Source organism: Rhodococcus sp. 05-340-2 (assembly GCF_002258915.1).
GTDB lineage: Bacteria > Actinomycetota > Actinomycetes > Mycobacteriales > Mycobacteriaceae > Rhodococcoides.
Window position 1 is genome coordinate 41,727 of sequence record NZ_NOYU01000038.1, and the last position, 19,614, is coordinate 61,340.

Sequence of the window (19,614 nt, forward strand, 5' to 3'; positions counted from 1 at the left end):
AGGGCCGGACGGCGATCACAGACCACCTGCGGACGGTAGGGTTCCAAGGGCTCGCATCATGAGGAGCCCAGCGGTGTTCTCGTATCGAAGCGGAGGTTTGTGATGGCCGGCGGACTCGTAGCCCTGCTCGACGACGTGGCAGCGCTGGCTCGTCTGGCAGCTGCATCCATCGATGATGTCGGTGCAGCGACCGGTAAGGCGACGGCGAAGGCAGCGGGTGTCGTGATCGACGACGCCGCGGTGACGCCGCAATACGTCCGCGGACTCGCGGCGGAGCGCGAACTGCCGATCATCAAACGCATTGCCGTGGGTTCGCTGCGGAACAAGCTGCTGATCATCCTGCCGATCGCGTTGCTTCTCAGTCAGTTCGTGCCGTGGCTGTTGACGCCCATTCTGATGCTCGGCGGCTGCTACCTCAGCTACGAGGCGGCGCACAAGATCTGGGGCGCACTGTTCGGCCACGGCGACCATCACGCCGCCGCCGAGGACGAGCCACGCGACGAGGACACCGTGGTCTCCGGCGCAGTGCGTACCGACCTCATTCTGTCCGCCGAGATCATGGTCATCGCGTTGGACACCATTGCCGGTGAGGGCTTCTGGAGTCGATTGATCATCCTCGCGGTCGTCGCCGTGGTGATCACGATCGTGGTCTACGGAGTCGTCGCGCTGATCGTCAAGATGGACGACATCGGTCTGAAACTGGCCGAGGGGTCCACCGGGTTCGTCGAGAAGTTCGGCCGTGGTCTGGTCAAGGCGATGCCCAAGGTCATGTCGGTGCTCTCGGTCGTCGGCACCGCAGCGATGCTGTGGGTCGGTGGACACATCCTGCTCGTCGGCATCGACGAGCTCGGATTCCATCCCATCTACGAACTCGTCCACCACGGCGAAGAAGCGGTGCGCGGCGTCGCCGGCATCGGCGGAGTGCTGGCGTGGATCGTCAACACGCTCGCGTCAGCGGTCATCGGCGCGATCGTCGGTTGCATCATCGTGGTTGCGCAGCTGGGGATCTCGAAGACGCTCGCCAAGCGGGCTGCCGCGAAGTAGTGGCGGCTTTCGTCACCGACGAGCCAGCTCGAGTACCCGTCGCTCGGACATGGAGACATCGGCGAGCGATGCCGTCAATTCGTCCCACGCCCTCTGAACGCGGAGTTCGTCTCGGCGGAGGCGTTTTTGCGCAGCAGCGAGTCTGCGGCGCTCGGCCAGAAGCAGATGTCGATCGCGATCCTGCTTGACCATGAAGAGATACGTGTGCGGATCGAACGGATACATGCCAACTCCTATGGTGTCGTGGGGAATCCGTGCATCAGGACCATGACGTGCTCGCGCTCCCCCGAAGTCGCGTTCTCTCCGTGTCGACGCCACTTGTCGATGACAGCGCGCATTTCCGTGCCCATGGTCTTCGTTTCCTCCGCTGTGAGTCGCAGAACGTCGTCGCTGCTGAATGCCGCGCTTACCCAGTCCTGGCCCCAGGATTCGCAGGTTCGGCCGAAGTCGTGCAGACGTGACCATTGATGAGCCAGCCATGTATCCATGGATGCCTTGGCAACCGACAATGACTCGGGTGAGTCCGAGAAGTCGTTCTCCGACCAGCTGAACCCTCCCTCGTTGGCCTCCGACCACCAGCGCTGACGCTTGTCCGATCCGTTCTCGACCTCCTTGACGAACCCGTGCTCGGCGAGTTTGCGCAGGTGATAGCTCATCGAGGCGGGTGACTCGTCCACCAGATCGCCCAGCTGGGTTGCCGTCATCGACTTGTTGGCCCGCAATGCGTACAGCATGCGCAGTCGAATGGGATGCGTCAGCGCCTTGAGCTCGGACATGTCCGTCAGCTTCCGGGGCATCCGGTCGGGAGGTGGTGGGCTCATGCGACAACCATAACCCGAAAGGAATATTTCGCAATAGTTCTTTCGGAACTAGCTGCTGTGCACGGTCACGGCATATCCGTCCGGGTCTTGCAGGACGAAGGTCTTTCCGAAGGGGCCGTCGAAAGGTGCGGTCAGGATGGTCACGCCGGCGGCGACCAGTGACTCGTGCAGCGCCTCGGCGTCGTCACAGACGAGCCACAGTGCGACTCCGAGTCCCGCCTGTCCGCTGTCAAGATCGGTTCCGGGAGCTGGGTTTCGGACGGCGAACGGGATGGGCGAGGTTGTGAACACCACCGCTCCGGGTGGTGCCTGGGGTGCGCGGACCAGGCCGAGCCGGCTTTCGTAGAAGTCTGCGCTGGCGGCGAGGTCGCGTACTTGCAAGGAGAGGAAGCTCGGTCCGGAGACGGTAGCGGTGGTCATGGTGGATCCTTTCGTCGGGTTGTCAAGAACTTGACGAGACAAAGGTATGTCAAGATGTTGACATGAGTCAAGTGGACCTCGACACCTCGATCGGCTACGCCCTCAAGCGGGCCACATCCGCCCTGCGTTCGGCGATGGACGATCGCCTACGCGAACTCGACATCACCGTCTCGCAGTACTCCAGCCTCGAACTCCTCGCGCACAAGCCGGGATTGTCCAACGCCGAGCTCGCTCGCGCGGTGTTCGTCAGCAGGCAGGCCACCCATCAGCTGCTGGCCGGGCTCACGCGAGACGGCCTGGTGGAGATCGAGGGCACCGGTCGAGATCAACGCCTGCACGTGACGGCACGGGGAATCGAACGACTGCGGCAAGCGTCGGCCGCAGTGGCCGACGTCGAACGTGACATGATCGCGTCGCTCTCCACTCAGGAGCGAGAAGTGTTGCATCGCAATCTGGTTGCCTGCGCGCAGGCGTTGGATGGGCACAGGCAGCCGTGACCTCACTCGATCGAGTCGAGGAACTCCAGCATCGCCGCGTTGAATTCGTTCGGCCGGTCCATGTTCGCGGCGTGACCGCACTTGTCCAGCACTACCGATCGACCGCGGGGATTGTTGTCGACGGACTCGGAAGCGTGTGCAGCAGGCCAGAACTGGCTCTCACGCCCGGCAACCATCAGGTACGGCTTGTCGGTGCCCGCGATGGTCGAGCGCCAGTCCTGCGCAGCATGATCGGCCAGCAGAGCCTTCATCGGCGGGGTGTCGGGCGATGCAATCTTCGGAATCAGGGTGACGGCATCGTCGGTGGCGACGGTCGGCATGGTCGAAACTCCCTCAGGCGAAGGTGGCGTGCATTTCCCAGATCATGATTTCGCTCGCGGTCGATGCTGTCACACGGTGTCCGCCGGTGGAGGTCAGTCGCACCGCGTCACCTTGGGCGAGATCGCCGATGTCCTCGAACGTCGCCGAACCGTCGGCGACGAAGACATGACCGAACGGCGCGTCGGGAACGGTGATCGACTGTCCCGGCTGGAGTCGCGCAACATGCAGTGCCGCAAAGCGATTGCCGATGCGTATTCCGTTTCGGTCGGGCATTCCCGATGCCACACAGACCAGCTCGCCGGATGCCAACTCGTCGCGCACGTCCAGTTCGTCGTACGAGGGCACCCGTCCGTCGGCATCCGGCGGAATCCACATCTGCACGACGCGGAGCTTGTCGCGGCTGGTCAGGCTCGACGCGTTGCGTTCGGTGTGGCGAATGCCGGTGCCCGCACTCATGCGTTGGATCAGCCCGGGGCGGATCCGCCCGCTGTTGCCCTCGGAATCGGTGTGTTCGAGCGTGCCGTCGAGCACCCAGGTGAGGATCTCCATGTTCCGGTGCTCGTGCGAGTCGAACCCTTCACCGGGAAAGACGGTGTCCTCGTTGTGCACCATCAGCAGCCCGTGCGCGTTCGCCGCCAGGTCGTAGTTGCCGGTGGCGGGGAAGGACTGTTTGGAGTCGAGCCATTCGTTCCACCAGTGGTGCCGCTGCTCGCCGGGAATGTACGTGAGGGTCACGACGCGTGGTTCCGCATTGCCGAGAAGGTACGGGTGAGGGCCGCGAGATCCTTCGGGTCCACCAGGTCGAACATGTTCTCCCGCACCGCCGCGGCGTGCCCTGGACTGGCCTCGGCGAGGGTGCTGAGGCCGGCCTCGGTGAGTTCGGCCGACATGCCCCGCTTGTCGTCGTCGCATTTGACGCGCCGAACCCAACCGCACTCGACCAACCGGCTGATGGCCCTCGTCACGCCGCTGCGCGTCGTGGTGACGGCGTCGGCGAGTTCGCTCATGCGGCGTCGGCGATCGGGCGCTTCGGAGAGCACCACCAGCAGCTCGAAGTCGGTGAACGAGATACCGGAGTCACGCGTGAGCTGGTTGTCGAGATCTCGAAGCAGCAGCCGCGTCGCGTCGAGGTATGCGCGCCAGGCCAGCTGTTCGTCCTGGCCGAGCCACCGTGGGGAGTCCATGAACCCATAGTAGTTGACAACGCAACTACTTGGTGTACTGTTCTTGGTAGTTGACGAAGCAACTACTTGACCGAAGGGTAGAGCGATGACCGAGGCAGATCAGCACACCATCGAGCGTGACCGCATCCGCGCCCAGCACCTGAAGCCGGCAGGCGAGCGGCCTGCTTCCTCGGCCCGCGGACTCCATCACACCGCGTTGGTCAGCAGCGACGTCGAAGCGACGGTTCGCTTCTATCAGGACGTACTCGAGTTCCCGCTCACCGAGCTCATCGAGAACCGTGACTACCCAGGCTCTTCGCACTTCTTCTTCGATATCGGCAACAGCAACCTGTTGGCATTCTTCGACTTTCCCGGACTCGACGTCGGACCGTATGCAGAGGTGCTCGGCGGCCTCCATCACGTGGCGATCAGTGTCGAGCCCACCAGGTGGGAACACCTGCGTACCAAGCTGATCGACGCCGGAGTCGAACTGATCGAGCACAGCGAGGTCTCGCTGTACTTCCGTGACCCCGACGGTGCGCGCCTCGAGCTGATCGCCGATCCACTCGGTGAGATGTACGGCTCGCACGTTCTGTAGTCATCCACTCACTCGAAGATTCGAGGGCACACGTAATGACCTCTGCAGCAGCTCGACTCGACGTCCGGCGAGCCGACGACCGTTTCAAGACGCGGATCGGCTGGCTCGACTCCAAGCACTCCTTCTCTTTCGGCAACCACTTCGATCGTGCCAACACCCACCACGGCGTCCTGATGGTCAACAATGACGACATCGTCACCCCCGGGCAGGGATTCGACACCCACCCACACCGTGACATGGAGATCGTGACCTGGGTTCTGCAGGGTTCGCTGGTGCACCAGGATTCGATGGGTCATTCCGGCGTCATCTACCCCGGTCTCGCGCAGCGCATGAGCGCGGGCACAGGAATCCTGCACTCGGAGAAGAACGACTCGTGGCGACTCGGTGAGACCGCCGGCACGTACTCGGGCAAGCACGGAGATCCGGTTCGATTCGTCCAGATGTGGGTCGTCCCGGACGAACAGGGCATCACCCCGGGCTACGAACAACTCGAGATCGACAGCGAATTGCTCAGTGGTGGTTTGGTTCCCGTGGCATCAGGGATGGCTCGTCACGCCGACCACGCGGCGATCCGAATCAAGAACAAGTACGCCGCCATGCACGCCGCACGCCTGCAACCCGGTCAAGCCGCAGTCGATGTTCCCGACGCGCCGTTCGTGCACATCTTCGTCGCCGAGGGGGAAGCGATGCTCGAAGGTGTCGGTGTACTCGCCGAGGGTGATGCCGTGCGGATCTCCGGAGGCGGCGGGCAGAAGCTGAGCACCGTCACCGGAGCCGAAGTGATCGTGTGGGAGATGCACGCCGCGATCGCCGGGTGACCTCGGCTACCGCTTCAGGCCGAACATCTTCGCAATCGTCTTCTCCATGAAGGTCGCCGGGAGCAACCGCCGCGCCATGAACACGACCGGTGCGTTGCTTCCCCTGGCGTACAACGGTTTCGGCTTGTCGGCCTCGATGGCCTTCAGCACCACCTCCGCGACATCCTCGGCGGAGATGCCGGTTCCCTCCTTGCGATCCAGGGACGAAATCGCGGTGTGGAAGTCGTCTCGGTGTACCGAATCCGGTGCGATGTACTTGGTTCGCCGCTCACTGATCCCGGTGTTGATCGACCCCGGCTCGACGGTGGTCATCCACACCCCGAAGGGTGAAAGTTCCAGGCGCGCCGCGTCGGAGAAGCCCTTGATGGCGGCCTTCGTCGAGGCATAGGACGAGCGGTAGGCGAGCGGGAAGCTCGCCAGCATCGATCCGACCATCACGATGCGCCCGTATCCACGCTCGCGCATACCGGGAATGACGCCCTGCGACAGCGTCACTGCGCCGAAGACGTTCAACTGGAAGAGCCGCTCGATGGCATCGGTCGGCAGCTCCTCGAACGGCCCGGACTGACTCTCACCGGCATTGTTGACCAAGACGTCGACGTCACCGAGATCGGTGACGAAGGTGCGGATCGAGTCGGCGTCGGTGAGGTCGAGGGCGCGATACTCGACGCCGGTGGCGCGTTGCGCGTCGGTCATCGAGGCCGGATTGCGGGAGGTGCCGATCACTCGATAGCCCCGGGCGACGAGCGCCTGCGCAACTGCGCGTCCGATACCCGACGAAGCTCCGGTGACCACTGCCGTGCGATTCATGCCCAGATGGTACCGGGACGGGCGATTCGTACCGGATGACGAACCCGCCCATACCGGTTAGTCTGTTACCCGTGCAAACGAATTCTGCTGCCCTGCTGATCGAGCACCTCTGCATGGCCTTCGGCCCCAAGGTTGCAGTCGACGACCTGTCGCTGATGGTTCCACCCGGGTCGATGTTCGGCCTCGTCGGCCCGAACGGCGCAGGAAAGACGACGTGTCTGTCCATGGCGGTCGGTCTGCTCAGGCCACAGTACGGACGAAGTCTGGTGTTCGGACGAGACGTCTGGGCCGATCCCATCGCCGCGAAAGAGCTACTCGGAGTACTGCCCGACGGGCTGGCTCTGCCATCCCAGTTCACCGGCCACGAGCTCCTGACGTATTTCGGACGACTGCGCGCGATGCCCGAGGACGTCATCGCGCAGCGTCGAGACGAGCTGTTGAACGCGTTGGATCTCGCCGACGCCGGCGGAACCGTCATCGCCGACTACTCCGCGGGCATGACCAAGAAGATCGGACTGGCCTCGGCGCTGCTGCACGGACCCCGACTGCTGGTGCTGGACGAGCCCTTCGAGGCGGTCGACCCCATCTCCTCCACCACCATTCGCAACATTCTGGTCCAGTTCGTCAGGTCCGGCGGGTCCGTGATTCTGTCGAGCCACGTGATGGCCCTCGTCGAGCAACTCTGCACCCACGTCGGCGTCATCACCGGCGGCCGCGTCGTGGCGGTGGGAACGGTGGACGAGGTCCGCGCCGGCGGAAGCCTCGACGACGCCTTCGTTCGCCTCGTCGGTACTCGCGAGCAGAACCCCGACGGTCTGTCCTGGATGCGCTCGTGACGTCCCTCGGTCGCACCGCGCTGCAGATGCGAATCACGCTCTACCGCAGACAGTTCAAGGGCGGGCAAGCAGTGGTGAAGACCGTGTTCGGGTTGTTGGGCCTGGTCTTCGCCGTCGTGGCATGTGTGTTGTCTGCGCGCAGTGGAGCCTCGCAGGTGTTGGTCGGTGGCACCGTGAGCCTCGGGCTGACACTGATGGGTCTGAGCTGGGTACTGTTTCCGGTGCTCTCGGGGATCTCCGACGACAACATCCAGCCCCGCCACTTCCAGATACTGTCGGTGGAACCCGCACGCCTGGCGCGGGCGTTGTTGACCACGTCGGCGTACGGCATGGTGGTGCCGTTGACGGCCATCGCAACCGCGTCGATTCCGATCTATGCCGTGTCCCGTTCTCTTGCAACGCTTCCGCTTGCCCTGGTGGCCTGGCCTGCGACCGTCGTTCTCTTCGTGACGCTGTCCAGGGTGGTCACCGTGGCGATGTCTCAGCTGTTGAAGAGTCGGCGCAGTCGAGAGTTCGCTCTGCTCGCGTTCGGTGCGGTGTTCGGCGGCCTGTACTTCCTGCAGTTCCCCATCACCCAGAACTTCTCTCGGGTGCTGTCGGGTGAGGTGACATGGCCGTTGACGCTGGCACATTCGATTCCGTTCAGCTGGGGAATCACCGGAGTCGATGCTGCGCTCGACGGTAATTGGCCGACGGCGATCGGCGCGGTGGCGGGGCTGCTGCTGCTCGATGCCGTCTTGGTGTGGTCGTGGCAGCGACTCGTGCTGCGGCTCTTCGAGGGACGGGTGTCCGCCTCGTACGGCGCGTCGCGCAAGCAGATGGCAGCGAACGGCCGCAACGGCGATACCGGCTGGCGTGCAACCCGTGTCGGCGCGGTGGTGACGCGCGAGCTGTCGCTGTGGCGCGGCGATATGCGTCGTCGAAGTCAGTTGCTGTCGGTCCTGATCTTCACGGTGCTCGGAGGCGTCGGTCCGTTGGTGACCGACTCGATTCCGTTCAGTGCCGCATGGGGTGCCTGGATGGTGATCTTCATGGCGATGGGCGCGGGCTCGAATCTGTACGGCCTCGACGGTGGTTCGATGTGGCACCTGGTGATGATTCCGCAGGCTCTGCGCGACGACGTTCGCGGTCGACAGATCGCATGGCTGATGGTCGCTGCACCGTTTGCGATCGTGTCCACGGCTGTCGTCCGAGTGTTCGGCGATCTCGGACTCGACCGGCTGGCGGTCCCCGTCTCGGTGACGTTGTCGATGCTCGGCGTCAGCGCTGGGCTCATCGTCGTGATCTCGGTCCGTGCCGCCTATCCGGTCCCCGAACCCACCAAGGCCTTCTCGCTGAACACCCGAGGGTCGTTCAACGGAGGGTCGTTCGCGTTGGTCCTGCTGTCGATGGTCGTGCTCGCAGTATCGGTGGTACCCGGTCTGCTGCTGGCACTACTGCTCCCCGGTGCCTTCGCGTATCTGTCCGTTCCCGTGGCCGCGGCGATCGGGTGGCTGGGGATGTGGTGGGGTGCGAGGATTGCCGTCGACACGCTGGTCGGTGACTCCGACAAGATCTTGCACGACGTGATCTCACGGTAGAGCGCGGATTGCCCGACACGGGTTGCCCGCAGCGAAGGTGTGCGACGGCACGTCGCGGGTGACGACGCTGCCTGCACCGATCACCGAGTTGTCGCCGATCGTGACTCCCGGGCAGACGATGACCCCGCCGCCCAGCCACACGTTGTTCCCTATGGTGATGGGAAGCGCGCTCTCCCATCGTGTTCGGCGCGCCTCGTGATCCTCCATGGGGTGCAGCGCCGTCAGCAGTTGTGCTCGTGGCCCGATCGATACATCGTCACCGATGGTGATGGGGGCGCAGTCCAACAGGATTGCGTCGTAGTTGAGGAAAGTGTTCGACCCGATGGAAATGTATGTGCCGTAATCGCATTGGAACCTGGGCATGATCCACGAATCCTCTCCGATGGATCCGAGCAGCTCGCTGAGCAGTTCACGCCTTCCTGCGTTCCGGTCTGCCGCGGTCGCGTTGAACCGGTCGAGCAGCTTCCCGCACGACAACCGGGACGCCACCAGGTCGGGGTCACTGTCTCGGTAGAGTTCGCCGCGCAGCATACGATCTCGGTTCTCGCCCATGGACGAGAGACTACCGATCGGTCGACTTCTCGAACAGGGCCACGCTGAACCACGCACTGCCGTCGGCGAACTCGCGGCGGCCGACGTGGCGGACCCCTGATTCAGGTAGTAACTGCGCAACTCACCGTTGGTCTCGGCGCAGTCCAGACGCAGCAGCGAGCGTCCTGCCCGACGAGTCTGCTCCGACGCCCAGTCGAGCAGCAACGTACCGAGGCCGGTGCCCGCCTCGCTTCTGTCGATCACCAATCCGTGTACGTAGCAGGCCGGTTCGTCGCGCTCGGTCCAGATGATCGGATCGGATCCGATCAAGCGTAGTGCTGCGACTATCGGGCCGCGGGGATCGCGTCGGGCGACGTGGAACTCTCCTGCCTCGATCTGCGCAGCGACCGTGGTGAGGGGCACCTCGCGTGGCGTCCACTGATCGATGCCGCGAGCGAACAGCCAGTCCTCGGCGGCGTGCCGGAGGCCGAGTATCGTTGCCGCGTCGGCGGCAGATGCGAGTTCTACGGTGAGCACGGTGTCATGGTACGGAGGTGGCGAGTCCTGTGGTGAACGTGCTTGTGGTCGAGAGTGGTTCGGACCGAAGGTCGTTCCCGGCGATCGATGGAGTCGACTTCCGAAGCTGCTCGACGGGTGAACTCGCCGACGCGGTGTCGTGGGCCGAGGTGCTGCTGTTTCGGACCTTCGAGACCGCCGATCTGCGGGCCGTCTGGCCCGATGCCGAGAACCTTCGCTGGATCCACGCGTCGAGCGCCGGCGTCGATCGACTGCTGGATCCGGTTCTGCGCGAGGGCCCGTGGATGCTGACGAACTCCGGCGGAATCCTCGACCGGGCCATCGCCGAGTATGTCGCAGCCGGCATTCTGGCGTCGGTCAAGAAGCTGCCCCGCGCGCTTGCTCGGCAGCGCGATCGAGTCTGGGAGCACAGAGTCACCAGCGGAATTCATGGTCGCGCCGCTCTCGTCGTCGGTCCCGGTTCCATCGGACGCGAAATCGCCCGGGTACTCGGCGCGCTCGGGATGCGCGTCGACGCCGCCGCAACGTCCGAGCGGGCGGGCGATGCGGAGTTCTCGCGAATCCGAAACGTCCGACAATTGCCGACGTATGCAGGCGAATACGACGTGATCGTGCTGGCGACACCCTTGACCGACGCCACGCGCGGACTCGTCGACGCGGAGGTGCTGGCGGCCATGCGGTCCGATTCGGGCCTGGTCAACGTCGCCCGCGGACCCGTCGTCGACGAACACGCCCTGTGTGACGCCCTGGGATCCGGCAGCATCGGGTGGGCGGTGTTGGACGTGTTCGAGGTCGAACCACTGCCGGAAACGAGCCCACTCTGGGGCATGGACAACGTCATCCTGACCGCGCATCTGGCGGGCGACGCCGACGACTTCGCCGAGCGTCTGTGGGCGCTGTTCGAGGACAACCTGCAGCGATATGTCCGCGGTTCGGCACTGGTCAACGTCGTGGACATGCGGTTGGGTTACGTACGCCGCTGAAACGGGCCGCGAAAGTATGCGTAACACTGCGTAGCGTGTACTAGGGTGCACTGGTGCGTGAAATAAATCGTTCGGCCGTGGCATCGACCAGTCGCGACGCGGCGTTCGCCTACATGGACGACTTCAGGAACGTTCCGCAGTGGATGTTCGGCATCACCCGGTTCGAGCCGAAGAGCGACATCCTGTCCGGTCTCGGTGCCACGTACGACGCGACGATGCAGATCGGTCCGAAGGCCCTCACCTCCGTTGTGCACGTGACCGAATGGGTCCACAACGAGAGGCTCACACTCGAATCGGTCGAGGGCCTGTCCAACTCGTCCACGTGGTCGTTCTCCGATACGGCAGACGGCGGTACCCGTCTGGACGTGGTGTTCCGCTACAGCCTGCCCGGCGGCATCGCGGGCAAGGTGCTCGGCGCTGTGGTCGAACCCGTTGTGGGTCAAGCGATCAAGCACACGGAGTCGACTCTGCGTTCCCGCCTGGAAGCGGCCGACTAGTACACGTACTTGTCGAGTGCATCCAGTACCTGGTCGACGGCGAGCCACGCGAACAGGAATGCGCAGACACCGAGCGTGAGGTTGGTGAACCAGCCGTTGCGCCACTGCCGCGGCACACGGTCGCTGTTGAGCAAAATCAACAGCGTCACCGCCAGGAACGGCATGAACACCGCCCCGAGGACGCCGTAGGTGAGCACGAGCCCGATCGGTTGGTCCAGCCACAGCAGCGCCATGGGCGGGAACGTCAGCCACGCGACGTACCAGCGGAAGTACTTGCCGCCCACTCGCGTTTCCGGGTGACCCTGTTCGAGGCCCTTCAGATTCCCGACGAAGTCCGCGAACATCAGGCTCACGCCGTTCCACACCCCGATCAGCGACGAGAACGACGCCGACCAGAATCCGATGAGGAACACGTAGCCGAACACCGTGCCGTAGCGGTCGGCGAGTACGTCGGAGAGTTGGATCAAGCCTTGATCGCCGGTGGAGATCGCGATCTGCGACGAGTACAGCAGTTCGGCACCGACGATGAGCATCGCGAGGACGAAGATGCCGGAGATGACGTAGGCCATCGAATTGTCGATGCGCATGACACGCATGAATTTCGGTGTGATCCAGCCTTTCTCGCGTAGCCAGTAGCCGTATGCGGCGAGCGTGATGGTGCCACCGACGCCACCGGCGAGGCCGAGGACGTACACGATCGAGCCGTCGGGAATGGTGGGGACGATGCCCTTGACGATCGCGGGAACGTTCGGAACCGCCACCACTGCAGCGCCGATCACGGTGACGAACATGATCCCGACGAAGACGGTGATGATCTTCTCGAAGAATCCGTAGCTGCCCAGCCAGATCAACGCGAACCCGAGGAGCCCGGATGCGATGGCGACGACCTTGAGATCCAGTGCCGGGAACAGTGCGACGATCGGTAACGCGCTCGACGACATCGCCGCCGCACCGTAGACGAATCCCCAGATCACGATGTAGGGCGCAAAGTACACCGTCGTCCATCTACCCAGCGAACGCCAGCCCTGGAAGATCGTGTTGCCCGACGCCAACGTGTAGCGGCCGGCACCTTCCACCAGAACGACTTTCATGACGACGCCGACGATGATGACCCAGAGCAGTGCGTAGCCGTAGCGCGAGCCGGCCACCAACGTGGCGACGAGGTCGGCGGCGCCGATGCCGGTTGCGGCGACCACCAGTCCGGGGCCGACCACCTTCCATTTCGGAGGTGCAGTGGTCTCGGTCATCGGTTCTCCTCGCGTGCCGGCGGGTGCTCAGTGACCTGTCTCACTCTTTACGAAACGCATGGTCTCTGGCAAGTCGGCTCGGCGCGACTAGGAGATCGTCGTGGTGCAGACGACGAATTGCCTTGATTCGTAGGCGAATCCACCTTCGGGGCATTCGTTGGGATCGGCGGTACCGGTTTTGATCTCGGTGACCTGTTCGACGTCGGTCGCACTGGGGTCGCTGCAGTCGACTCGTGATGGCTCGTCCATACCCATGGTGGGGACGCTCATGCAGCCGTCGACAACCCAGTCGACGTCGAGGCACAGAGCGCCCTGCTCGACCCCGTCGAGCGTCTCGTAGTAGGTCTGATTCACGTCGGTGGGGCACTGCTCGTTCTGCTCGGCCTTGGCGATGACCTTGTAGTTCGACTCCATGCTGCCGCATTCGGCGTTCTCGATGGTGGCGGCCGTCATCGTCCCGCCGAGCTGGACGCATTGACCGATCTCGACATCGATGTCGGTGGAGCCGCCGGCGTCGATGCCCTCTTGGCCCGAGACGTCGTCGGTCGTGCTGGGAGCGGTGGACGTCGAGGAGGCTGTGGTGGTATCTGCGGCGACCGCGTTGCCGGCTTCGGACGACGAACAGCCTGCGGCGAACAGCAGAGTGAGAGCTGCACCTGCGGCGAGGAGGCCTCTGGACAAAGCAAGCATGGCGACATGACCTTCGGAACTCATCCAGGCGAGGGCATACCCTCGTCGGCAGCCCCGCGGGCCACCGAAGAAAGATTCTTTACCATTCGCGGGGGTTTGAAAAGCGCACAGCTGGAAGTCACGAACGGAACACGATGCCGGCGACCCATTTGGTGTTGTGGACGCCTGGGAGGGCAGGAACGATGACGCGCGCGGGAAATCCGTGATCGAGCGAGAGATCGACACCGTTGACCTTCAAGGCCAGCAACGAGTCCGGATGCGCCGCTTGATTTCCCTGCAGCACCGCACGGGTGAAGGCTCCGTTCTGCTCCAGCGAGCTCACCTCGGCCGAGCGCGGTGCGGGGACGCCTGCCAGCGCGGCGAGTTCGGCCAACGGGACGCCGGTCCACGTCTGCGTGGTGGACCATCCTTCGACGCACGCGATCGGAAGTTCGGCAGTGCGCTGCGGCATCGACAGCAGCCTGCCTCGGGTCAACACGATCGGGACGGCGTCCTCGGCTGCGCTGCTGATCGTCAGTTGCCAGTCGGCTCCGGTCTGCGCCTCGGTTATCCCCGCGGCTTCGGCCGTTCGGTTGATCTGGAAGTCGTTGGGGCCATCACCGTAGGAGCGTCCGCGGGGTAGCAGAATCGCTGCCTTGCGCAGCACACCCCCGATCGTCTGTCCCACCGTCAGCACGGCGATGAAACCCATTCCGGCAGCGACCAATCCGATGGCGCCGCGTCGACTCATGGTCGACGGAGGGTTGTCGTCGGTCTGCTGGTCCGGCGCTTCGTTGCGGGCGCGCAGAACGTCCATCAGCGACTCGGACCGCAGGGTGCGCCACATCAGCGGGACCTTGAGACCCAGGTGGACGAGAAATCCTGAGATGAACACCCAGGCACCGAAGTAGTGAGCGGCGTAGAAGTCGAAACCGAACACGTAGTCGTACTGGATGTTGAGAACACCGGTGACGATCTCGAACAGCAATCCACCGACCAGTGCCAACAGCGACAGTCGTTCGAGCGCATGTGCAGGCGATCGAACTGGTGGCAGCTCGACGAGCTTGGGCATTACCGACCACAGTTTGGCGATCACGAGCGGCACGATGATCAGCCCGAGCCCGACATGCAGGCCCTGCGTGAGTTGGTACAGCCAGGCAGGGTCGGTTGGCCAGTCGAAGTACGGCAACCGCAGCCACCCCACGGCACCGGGTTTGGCCTGGTCGAACTGCGGCCCGTAGGCGCTGTACGAGAGCAACCCCGTCACCGTGACGATCGGCAGCGCAACGAGAAGCACCGCACCGAACAGCGACGTCAACCACGTCCCGCGCAGCGGACTGCGAAAGCGCACGAGAGAGTTGCGGGCTTCGGCCATGTAGGGCATTCGCTGCCCAGGCAGTCCCGGATGTGTCGCGTCCAACTCCCCTGCCCGACGCATCGCCTCGTAGAAGGCTTTCGCATCGGCGGCGGTGGACGTCTTGGGTCGGTCGGACGCCCATCGGTCGAACAGCTCGTCGTACCTTTCCCCCAGCGCCGACGGCACCGCCGGGTACCGAGCTGCGATCTCGGCTGCCCGCTTGCGCAGCAGAGCTGTTCGGGTGGCGTCGATGGTGGCCGAATCGAACCCCGGGGGCAGCGGGTCTCCCGCGACGAGTGCGCGGATCAGCTCCTTCTGTCGTCGCGCCAGGTTCTCGTTCACGTGGTCCGGCCCAGCAGCCGGTTCGGGGTGATTCGTGTCAGGCCGGCGGAATCGGAGATCGCATCGAGTTCGTCGAACAGCTCGTGTTCGGGCGGGTAATGGCCGTCGCGTTCGAGCATCAACGGCGGGCGGTGCCCTGCCGCGGTGAACGTGCGGAGCAGCTCGAGCACTTCCTCCGGTACGGATGCAGTGTGCGTGTCGTGGTAGAGACCGTCGCGAACGGTGCCACCGGCGATGTGGCAGTAGGCAATTCGTTCCAGGGGCAGTCGTGTCAGTTCGGTCCAGGGGTCACGGCGTCGGTTGCGCGCGTTGGCATGGACGTTGGCGATGTCCAACACCAGACACACGCCCGTGCGTTCGACCAGCTCGGTGAGAAACTCGCTTTCGGTGAGCTCGTCGTCCGGCCAATCGAACAGTGCCGCAATGTTTTCCACGGCCAGCGGGACGGAGAGGCCGTCCTGGGTCCGCGTGACGTTGCGAGCCAGCACCGTCAGGGCTTCACGAGTCCGCGGCACCGGTAGCAAGTGACCGGCCTCGATTCCGTCGGCGCGGACGAAGGCGACGTGCTCGCTGACGATCGGTGAGCCGAGCATCGACGCCACCCGTTCCAGGTGCGCAATTCGGTGCGGCTCGACCGGCTCGGCACCGCCCAGGGACAGGGCGATTCCATGAGTGACGACGGGGACGCCCAACGCGGTGAGGCGCTCCGGTGCGTGGTCCCCGATCGATTCGGCGATCACCTCGCAGAACGCGAGACCCGGCAATTGCGAGATGATCCCCGAAATCTCGGAGCGCCAACCGATTCCGAGGCCCGCAGGCAGGGCATCGATGCTCACCCGCCGCACCCGCCGCCGCAGCCACCACCGCCACCGCCGTCACCGCCACCGCTGTCGCCACTGCTTCCGCTGTCGCCGCCGAATCCGAACGATGCAGCTCCGCCGGCGTGAGCGGATCCGTAGCTCAGCGCGCCCGCCATCGCCGGATCGAGCAGCATCAGTGCTCCCGCTCCGAAGAGCGCGGCCGACATGCCAGCGCGCGACGGACCGTAGGCGGTGAAGGACGGGCGAGAGCGTGGCGAGAGATAGTCGTTCTCGGTGCGGAGGCGTCGAAGTTCGGCATCGCCGAGTGCGGTTCGACGTCGTCGGCGAACTGCGAACGGAAGTGCCACGAGCAGCAGGACGACGATGCCGACGAGGAAGCCGACCGGCTTACCGTTCGCGATGCCTGCAACGATGCGTGCGACCCCGAGGGCTGCGACGAAGAGGATGGGGAACGTTCGGGGCAGCATGGGCTGCGCGGCGGCGCCGTGCATCAAGCCTTCGTCGACGAGAGCGTTGCGCAGCTGCGCACACGAACCGGACATGTTCGTCACCAGCCGGGATCGAACCAGGGGTGCCTTTCCGCTGCCGAGTCGTTCGAGGACGGCGCGCGTGAACCAATCCAGCTGCATGCGCTCGGAATCGGTCAGGGTGCGCCGCCGACTTCCCCGCGAATCGATCACGTCGGCACCGCGCAGGATTGCCAACGACGCCATCACCGCCTGGTCGTCGCTGGTGAGCGCCCCGACCTCGGGTGGGGTGAGGACTCGTCCGGTCGGCGATGCCGAAGCGGACCGATGTGCAGCGAGCCGGTTACTCACCAGCGTCAGGGCCACTGCGAGGACGGCTGCGAGCAGATACCACCGCAGGAACTCCGCGCCGGCAATGCCCCAGGTGTCGGTACTCTCCACGGCTGCACCACCCTTCGGTCGGAACCAGCATCTGGTGTCAGTATCGGGCCCACCGGCCAGAAAGCAAGCCCGAGACGTCCCCGCGGGGACGCGTCGAACCCCGTCGAGAAGTTCTTGTCGGTGCCCCACCGTACGGTTCGTCGAACATGTATTCGATGAATGGGGGCGTTCATGATCGACATGGCCGAGACGGGATCCGAGGCGGGGCGGATCGAGACGAGAGAGATCGAAACCGAGATATGCGCTCTGGCCGGTCAGATCGCTGCGGCGTCGGCGCAGTATCTGATCTTGGTGGGTGAGTTCGACGTGCGACGCGGATGGGCGGGCTGGGAAGTGCGGTCGTGTGCGCACTGGTTGTCCTGGCGTGCGGGAGTCGACCTGCACACGGCCCGTGAGCAGGTGCGGGTTGCCAAAGCGATGCGAGAGCTGCCGCTGATCACCTCGGCGTACCTGAGCGGCACGGTCTCGTACTCGAAGGTACGGGCGATGACGCGGGTGGCGACGGCCGAGAACGAGGCGTCGCTGCTGCAGAAGGCGCTCGACGCTCCCGCCGCACATATAGAACGGCTCTGCCGTGGTCTGAAGAAGGCGATGCGTCCCACTCGGCAGAACGGTGTGGATCGAGATCCGTGCGTCGGACGGTGGCGCTGGGACGAGGACGACGGCTCGCTCGTGCTGACGGCGCGCTTTCGGCCCGAGGACGGTAAACGGATCATGGCTGCATTGACCAGGGCGGAGTACGAACGCACCCGCACGGACGAGGAACGCGGCGCAGATCGGGCCGCCCCCGCGCCCATCGATCCGGTGCCGGCGATGATCGCCATGGCCGAGATGGTCTGCGCTGCGCTGGATTCGCCGGTTGTCTCACCGGCAGCGGAAGTGTTGGTCCACATTGGCAACAGCGCCGAAGCCGGATGCGATCACGCCCATTTCGACGACGGCCCGGGTCTGGACGACGAAACGTTGGCTCAGGTGCTGTGCTCCGCAGTCATGCGGACGGTCGGTCACGGCCGCCTCGGCAAGACCGTGCGTTGGAGTGCCACTGCCAAGGCTCCGAGCCGAACCCAGTTGCGTCAGTTGATCATTCGCGACCGATGCTGCGCGGTGCCGGGATGCGGCCGTACTCGCTTCATGCATGCGCATCATGTCACCTATCGGTCACGCGGTGGTGAGACCACTCTCGACAACCTGGTCCTGCTGTGCGGCGAACACCATCGAGCGCTGCACGACGGTTACTTCTTCATCGAAGCCCGTGGAGATCAACGCTTCTCGTTTCGTCATCCGTCGGGAACCGAGGTCATCCACGCTCCCGCGATGTCGGGAGTCGCCGACGAGATGAGGCGACGGTACGGCGGCATCGCGCCCGACGCCATCGTCCCGAACTGGGGTGGTGAAGGCCTCGACCTCAGCTACGCGACCGATGTCCTGATCACCAATTGGCAGCAGGCTGCATGAAATGGGGTCGTCGAGGGCAAGTTAGTGTGACGGCGAGACTCGGACAAGAAGCGGTGGCACATGAGCGTCGACAGATCATTGGGGGACGAACAGCCCTGGCCGGTGGAACGAGCACCGAGCCGGAGCGACGCGACCAGGCCCGAGGACGACCCTTTCTACACTGCGCCCGAGGGGTACGAAGCAGCTCTACCGGGCACGATTCTCAAGGTGCGGCCGGTCGAGGTCGCGATGTTCGGTCGCGTGCGCCAGCGAGTCGACGCCTGGCAGCTGCTCTATCGCACCGCTGATCTCGGTGGTTTTCCGCAGGCCAGTGTCACGACTGTGCTGCGCCCGCGGGATGCCCAGCCGGTGCTGCTGTCTTATCAGTGTGCGATCGACGGCGTCGCATCCTCGTGTTTCCCGTCCTATGCGCTTCGGCGTGGCTCGCGGGCGTTCGGTGCGGTTCCGCAGTTCGAGTTCCTGCTGGTACTGCACGCCCTGCGCCGTGGTTGGACCATCTCGATCCCGGACCACGAGGGTCCCGACGGTCATTGGGGTTCGCCGCAGGAACCCGGGTTCTGCACGCTCGACGCCGTTCGCGCGGCGCTGTCGTTCGAGCCGCTGGAACTGCATTCGACCACGCCGGTAGCGCTGTGGGGCTACTCGGGCGGCGGGCTCGCGACATCCTGGGCGGCGGAGATGGCGCCGGAATACGCTCCGGAGATCGAAGTGGTCGGTGCCGCCCTCGGCTCGCCCGTCGGAGATCCCGGTTCGGCGTTCACCAGGCTTAACGCAACGTTCCATTCGGCGTTGCCGACACTGGTGGTTGCGGGTCTGCGACGCACCTATCCCGAGCTGGACCGGGTCATTCGCCAGTACGTCGACGAGGACGGAATGCGCATTCTCGATTCCGTCGAGAACATGACGACCGTCCGCGCTGTCACCCGCCTCGCGCGGCACGATCTGGACCGCTACATCGACGTTCCGTTGGCAGACTTGCTGGCTCTGCCCGAGATCGTGCAGGTGTTCCAGGACATTCAGCCGGGCCGAACGGCTCCGACGGCACCGCTGCTGGTCGTTCAGTCGGTGCACGATCAGATCATTGCCGTCGACGACGTGGACGGGCAGGTGGATCGGTACATCGAGGCCGGTGCCCACGTGACCTATCTACGGGATCGGCTGAGCGAACACCTGTCGCTGCACCCGCTCAGCGCGCCGCTGACACTGGACTGGCTGGCCGATCGATTCGCCGGCCTGCCGGTCGAGGAACCGTCGACGCGAACGGTGTGGTCCACAGCGTTCTCGCTCTCGGCGGTGCGCGGGTTGTTGTCGCTGACCTGGACAACCATCACAGCGTTGGTCGTCGGCATCCGGGCGTAG

Annotated in this window: 23 protein-coding genes and 1 pseudogene; 10 read left to right on the forward strand and 14 right to left on the reverse strand. The window is 64.6% G+C overall.

The window, feature by feature from the left end; all coding sequences use genetic code 11:
- Positions 1 to 102: 102 nt before the first annotated feature.
- Complete coding sequence (locus tag CH271_RS22805; protein ID WP_037195149.1) at positions 103 to 1,044, forward strand: DUF808 domain-containing protein; 942 nt, start codon at positions 103 to 105, stop codon at positions 1,042 to 1,044.
- A 12-nt stretch (positions 1,045 to 1,056) separates the two neighbouring features.
- On the opposite strand, the gene CH271_RS22810 is transcribed toward CH271_RS22805, so the two are convergent.
- From CH271_RS22810 to CH271_RS22820, 3 genes are read right to left on the reverse strand one after another with little or no spacing between them, the layout of a single operon-like run.
- Positions 1,057 to 1,269 (reverse strand): hypothetical protein, encoded by a 213-nt coding sequence (locus CH271_RS22810; RefSeq protein ID WP_094634965.1) that lies wholly within the window; start codon positions 1,267 to 1,269, stop codon positions 1,057 to 1,059.
- An 8-nt stretch (positions 1,270 to 1,277) separates the two neighbouring features.
- Complete coding sequence (locus CH271_RS22815) at positions 1,278 to 1,865, reverse strand: winged helix-turn-helix domain-containing protein (RefSeq protein WP_256986511.1); 588 nt, start codon at positions 1,863 to 1,865, stop codon at positions 1,278 to 1,280.
- Positions 1,866 to 1,913: 48 nt separating this feature from the next.
- Entirely contained in the window at positions 1,914 to 2,285 is a 372-nt protein-coding gene (locus CH271_RS22820) for a VOC family protein (RefSeq protein ID WP_094634966.1), read from the reverse strand.
- Positions 2,286 to 2,347: 62 nt separating this feature from the next.
- Between CH271_RS22820 and CH271_RS22825 the strand changes: the two genes are divergently transcribed.
- Entirely contained in the window at positions 2,348 to 2,782 is a 435-nt protein-coding gene (locus CH271_RS22825; protein ID WP_037195145.1) for a MarR family winged helix-turn-helix transcriptional regulator, read from the forward strand.
- A 2-nt stretch (positions 2,783 to 2,784) separates the two neighbouring features.
- On the opposite strand, the gene CH271_RS22830 is transcribed toward CH271_RS22825, so the two are convergent.
- The 3 genes from CH271_RS22830 to CH271_RS22840 are packed head-to-tail and all read right to left on the reverse strand — an operon-like array spanning position 2,785 to position 4,287.
- Positions 2,785 to 3,102, reverse strand: a complete 318-nt coding sequence (locus CH271_RS22830) for an alpha/beta fold hydrolase (RefSeq protein ID WP_094634967.1) — start codon at positions 3,100 to 3,102, stop codon at positions 2,785 to 2,787.
- A gap of 13 nt (positions 3,103 to 3,115) precedes the next feature.
- Positions 3,116 to 3,838 (reverse strand): pirin family protein, encoded by a 723-nt coding sequence (locus CH271_RS22835; RefSeq protein ID WP_094634968.1) that lies wholly within the window; start codon positions 3,836 to 3,838, stop codon positions 3,116 to 3,118.
- Positions 3,835 to 4,287 carry a MarR family winged helix-turn-helix transcriptional regulator gene (locus tag CH271_RS22840; protein ID WP_094634969.1) on the reverse strand — a complete coding sequence of 151 codons (453 nt, stop codon included), beginning with the start codon at positions 4,285 to 4,287 and terminating at the stop codon, positions 3,835 to 3,837. Before CH271_RS22840 ends, CH271_RS22835 begins: the two co-directional genes overlap by 4 nt.
- 85 nt (positions 4,288 to 4,372) lie before the next feature.
- Between CH271_RS22840 and CH271_RS22845 the strand changes: the two genes are divergently transcribed.
- Together CH271_RS22845 and CH271_RS22850 are read left to right on the forward strand one after the other, a co-directional pair.
- Positions 4,373 to 4,864 carry a VOC family protein gene (locus CH271_RS22845; protein WP_094634970.1) on the forward strand — a complete coding sequence of 164 codons (492 nt, stop codon included), beginning with the start codon at positions 4,373 to 4,375 and terminating at the stop codon, positions 4,862 to 4,864.
- A gap of 35 nt (positions 4,865 to 4,899) precedes the next feature.
- Positions 4,900 to 5,682: a pirin family protein gene (locus CH271_RS22850; protein ID WP_094634971.1), complete on the forward strand. Its 783-nt coding sequence runs from the start codon at positions 4,900 to 4,902 to the stop codon at positions 5,680 to 5,682.
- A gap of 6 nt (positions 5,683 to 5,688) precedes the next feature.
- On the opposite strand, the gene CH271_RS22855 is transcribed toward CH271_RS22850, so the two are convergent.
- Complete coding sequence (locus CH271_RS22855) at positions 5,689 to 6,492, reverse strand: SDR family oxidoreductase (protein WP_094634972.1); 804 nt, start codon at positions 6,490 to 6,492, stop codon at positions 5,689 to 5,691.
- Between the two features lie 35 nt (positions 6,493 to 6,527).
- Between CH271_RS22855 and CH271_RS22860 the strand changes: the two genes are divergently transcribed.
- On the forward strand, positions 6,528 to 7,328 hold the full coding sequence (locus CH271_RS22860; protein ID WP_052048061.1) for an ABC transporter ATP-binding protein: 801 nt from the start codon (positions 6,528 to 6,530) through the stop codon (positions 7,326 to 7,328).
- The gene (locus CH271_RS22865; protein ID WP_094634973.1) at positions 7,325 to 8,908 is read left to right on the forward strand and encodes an ABC transporter permease; all 1,584 of its coding nucleotides are present in this window, start codon (positions 7,325 to 7,327) and stop codon (positions 8,906 to 8,908) included. The genes CH271_RS22860 and CH271_RS22865 overlap by 4 nt, the downstream gene beginning before the upstream one ends.
- Here the strand turns inward: CH271_RS22865 and CH271_RS29135 are convergent.
- Entirely contained in the window at positions 8,900 to 9,460 is a 561-nt protein-coding gene (locus tag CH271_RS29135; RefSeq protein ID WP_218828529.1) for a sugar O-acetyltransferase, read from the reverse strand. The two genes, CH271_RS22865 and CH271_RS29135, sit on opposite strands and share 9 nt — an antisense overlap.
- 162 nt (positions 9,461 to 9,622) lie before the next feature.
- Positions 9,623 to 9,976: pseudogene (locus tag CH271_RS29430) on the reverse strand (GNAT family N-acetyltransferase); the annotation flags it as partial.
- 32 nt (positions 9,977 to 10,008) lie between these two features.
- Here CH271_RS29430 and CH271_RS22875 point away from each other — a divergent pair.
- Together CH271_RS22875 and CH271_RS22880 are read left to right on the forward strand one after the other, a co-directional pair.
- Positions 10,009 to 10,959 carry a D-2-hydroxyacid dehydrogenase gene (locus tag CH271_RS22875; RefSeq protein ID WP_143546102.1) on the forward strand — a complete coding sequence of 317 codons (951 nt, stop codon included), beginning with the start codon at positions 10,009 to 10,011 and terminating at the stop codon, positions 10,957 to 10,959.
- A 53-nt stretch (positions 10,960 to 11,012) separates the two neighbouring features.
- Positions 11,013 to 11,456: an SRPBCC family protein gene (locus CH271_RS22880; RefSeq protein WP_037195120.1), complete on the forward strand. Its 444-nt coding sequence runs from the start codon at positions 11,013 to 11,015 to the stop codon at positions 11,454 to 11,456.
- Here the strand turns inward: CH271_RS22880 and CH271_RS22885 are convergent.
- The 5 genes from CH271_RS22885 to CH271_RS28535 all read right to left on the reverse strand — a co-directional run bounded on the left by CH271_RS22885 (position 11,453) and on the right by CH271_RS28535 (position 16,800).
- Complete coding sequence (locus tag CH271_RS22885) at positions 11,453 to 12,703, reverse strand: Nramp family divalent metal transporter (protein ID WP_094634976.1); 1,251 nt, start codon at positions 12,701 to 12,703, stop codon at positions 11,453 to 11,455. The two genes, CH271_RS22880 and CH271_RS22885, sit on opposite strands and share 4 nt — an antisense overlap.
- 87 nt (positions 12,704 to 12,790) lie before the next feature.
- Entirely contained in the window at positions 12,791 to 13,393 is a 603-nt protein-coding gene (gene lppU, locus CH271_RS22890) for an LppU family putative lipoprotein (protein ID WP_441347154.1), read from the reverse strand.
- A 118-nt stretch (positions 13,394 to 13,511) separates the two neighbouring features.
- Positions 13,512 to 14,756 (reverse strand): molybdopterin-dependent oxidoreductase, encoded by a 1,245-nt coding sequence (locus tag CH271_RS22895; RefSeq protein WP_094635085.1) that lies wholly within the window; start codon positions 14,754 to 14,756, stop codon positions 13,512 to 13,514.
- A 311-nt stretch (positions 14,757 to 15,067) separates the two neighbouring features.
- Positions 15,068 to 15,907: a DUF692 domain-containing protein gene (locus CH271_RS22900; protein WP_094635086.1), complete on the reverse strand. Its 840-nt coding sequence runs from the start codon at positions 15,905 to 15,907 to the stop codon at positions 15,068 to 15,070.
- Positions 15,904 to 16,800: a TIGR04222 domain-containing membrane protein gene (locus CH271_RS28535; protein ID WP_143546103.1), complete on the reverse strand. Its 897-nt coding sequence runs from the start codon at positions 16,798 to 16,800 to the stop codon at positions 15,904 to 15,906. Before CH271_RS28535 ends, CH271_RS22900 begins: the two co-directional genes overlap by 4 nt.
- A 171-nt stretch (positions 16,801 to 16,971) precedes the next feature.
- Here CH271_RS28535 and CH271_RS22910 point away from each other — a divergent pair, with 171 nt between their 5' ends.
- A complete protein-coding gene (locus tag CH271_RS22910) occupies positions 16,972 to 18,255 on the forward strand; it encodes an HNH endonuclease signature motif containing protein (RefSeq protein WP_179274777.1) in 1,284 nt (427 codons plus the stop codon).
- A gap of 60 nt (positions 18,256 to 18,315) precedes the next feature.
- Positions 18,316 to 19,614, forward strand: a complete 1,299-nt coding sequence (locus CH271_RS22915; protein ID WP_094634979.1) for a lipase family protein — start codon at positions 18,316 to 18,318, stop codon at positions 19,612 to 19,614.

What these genes read in the sequence shown, in the direction of transcription:
- CH271_RS22805 (WP_037195149.1), top strand. Translation starts at nt 103, where the DNA reads ATGGCCGGCGGACTCGTAGCCCTGCTCGACGACGTGGCAGCGCTGGCT.
- CH271_RS22810 (WP_094634965.1), bottom strand. Translation starts at nt 1,269, where the DNA reads ATGTATCCGTTCGATCCGCACACGTATCTCTTCATGGTCAAGCAGGAT.
- CH271_RS22815 (WP_256986511.1), bottom strand. Translation starts at nt 1,865, where the DNA reads ATGAGCCCACCACCTCCCGACCGGATGCCCCGGAAGCTGACGGACATG.
- CH271_RS22820 (WP_094634966.1), bottom strand. Translation starts at nt 2,285, where the DNA reads ATGACCACCGCTACCGTCTCCGGACCGAGCTTCCTCTCCTTGCAAGTA.
- CH271_RS22825 (WP_037195145.1), top strand. Translation starts at nt 2,348, where the DNA reads ATGAGTCAAGTGGACCTCGACACCTCGATCGGCTACGCCCTCAAGCGG.
- CH271_RS22830 (WP_094634967.1), bottom strand. Translation starts at nt 3,102, where the DNA reads ATGCCGACCGTCGCCACCGACGATGCCGTCACCCTGATTCCGAAGATT.
- CH271_RS22840 (WP_094634969.1), bottom strand. Translation starts at nt 4,287, where the DNA reads ATGGACTCCCCACGGTGGCTCGGCCAGGACGAACAGCTGGCCTGGCGC.
- CH271_RS22845 (WP_094634970.1), top strand. Translation starts at nt 4,373, where the DNA reads ATGACCGAGGCAGATCAGCACACCATCGAGCGTGACCGCATCCGCGCC.
- CH271_RS22850 (WP_094634971.1), top strand. Translation starts at nt 4,900, where the DNA reads ATGACCTCTGCAGCAGCTCGACTCGACGTCCGGCGAGCCGACGACCGT.
- CH271_RS22855 (WP_094634972.1), bottom strand. Translation starts at nt 6,492, where the DNA reads ATGAATCGCACGGCAGTGGTCACCGGAGCTTCGTCGGGTATCGGACGC.
- CH271_RS22860 (WP_052048061.1), top strand. Translation starts at nt 6,528, where the DNA reads ATGACGAACCCGCCCATACCGGTTAGTCTGTTACCCGTGCAAACGAAT.
- CH271_RS29135 (WP_218828529.1), bottom strand. Translation starts at nt 9,460, where the DNA reads ATGGGCGAGAACCGAGATCGTATGCTGCGCGGCGAACTCTACCGAGAC.
- CH271_RS22885 (WP_094634976.1), bottom strand. Translation starts at nt 12,703, where the DNA reads ATGACCGAGACCACTGCACCTCCGAAATGGAAGGTGGTCGGCCCCGGA.
- lppU (WP_441347154.1), bottom strand. Translation starts at nt 13,393, where the DNA reads ATGCTTGCTTTGTCCAGAGGCCTCCTCGCCGCAGGTGCAGCTCTCACT.
- CH271_RS22895 (WP_094635085.1), bottom strand. Translation starts at nt 14,756, where the DNA reads ATGCCCTACATGGCCGAAGCCCGCAACTCTCTCGTGCGCTTTCGCAGT.
- CH271_RS22910 (WP_179274777.1), top strand. Translation starts at nt 16,972, where the DNA reads ATGATCGACATGGCCGAGACGGGATCCGAGGCGGGGCGGATCGAGACG.
- CH271_RS22915 (WP_094634979.1), top strand. Translation starts at nt 18,316, where the DNA reads ATGAGCGTCGACAGATCATTGGGGGACGAACAGCCCTGGCCGGTGGAA.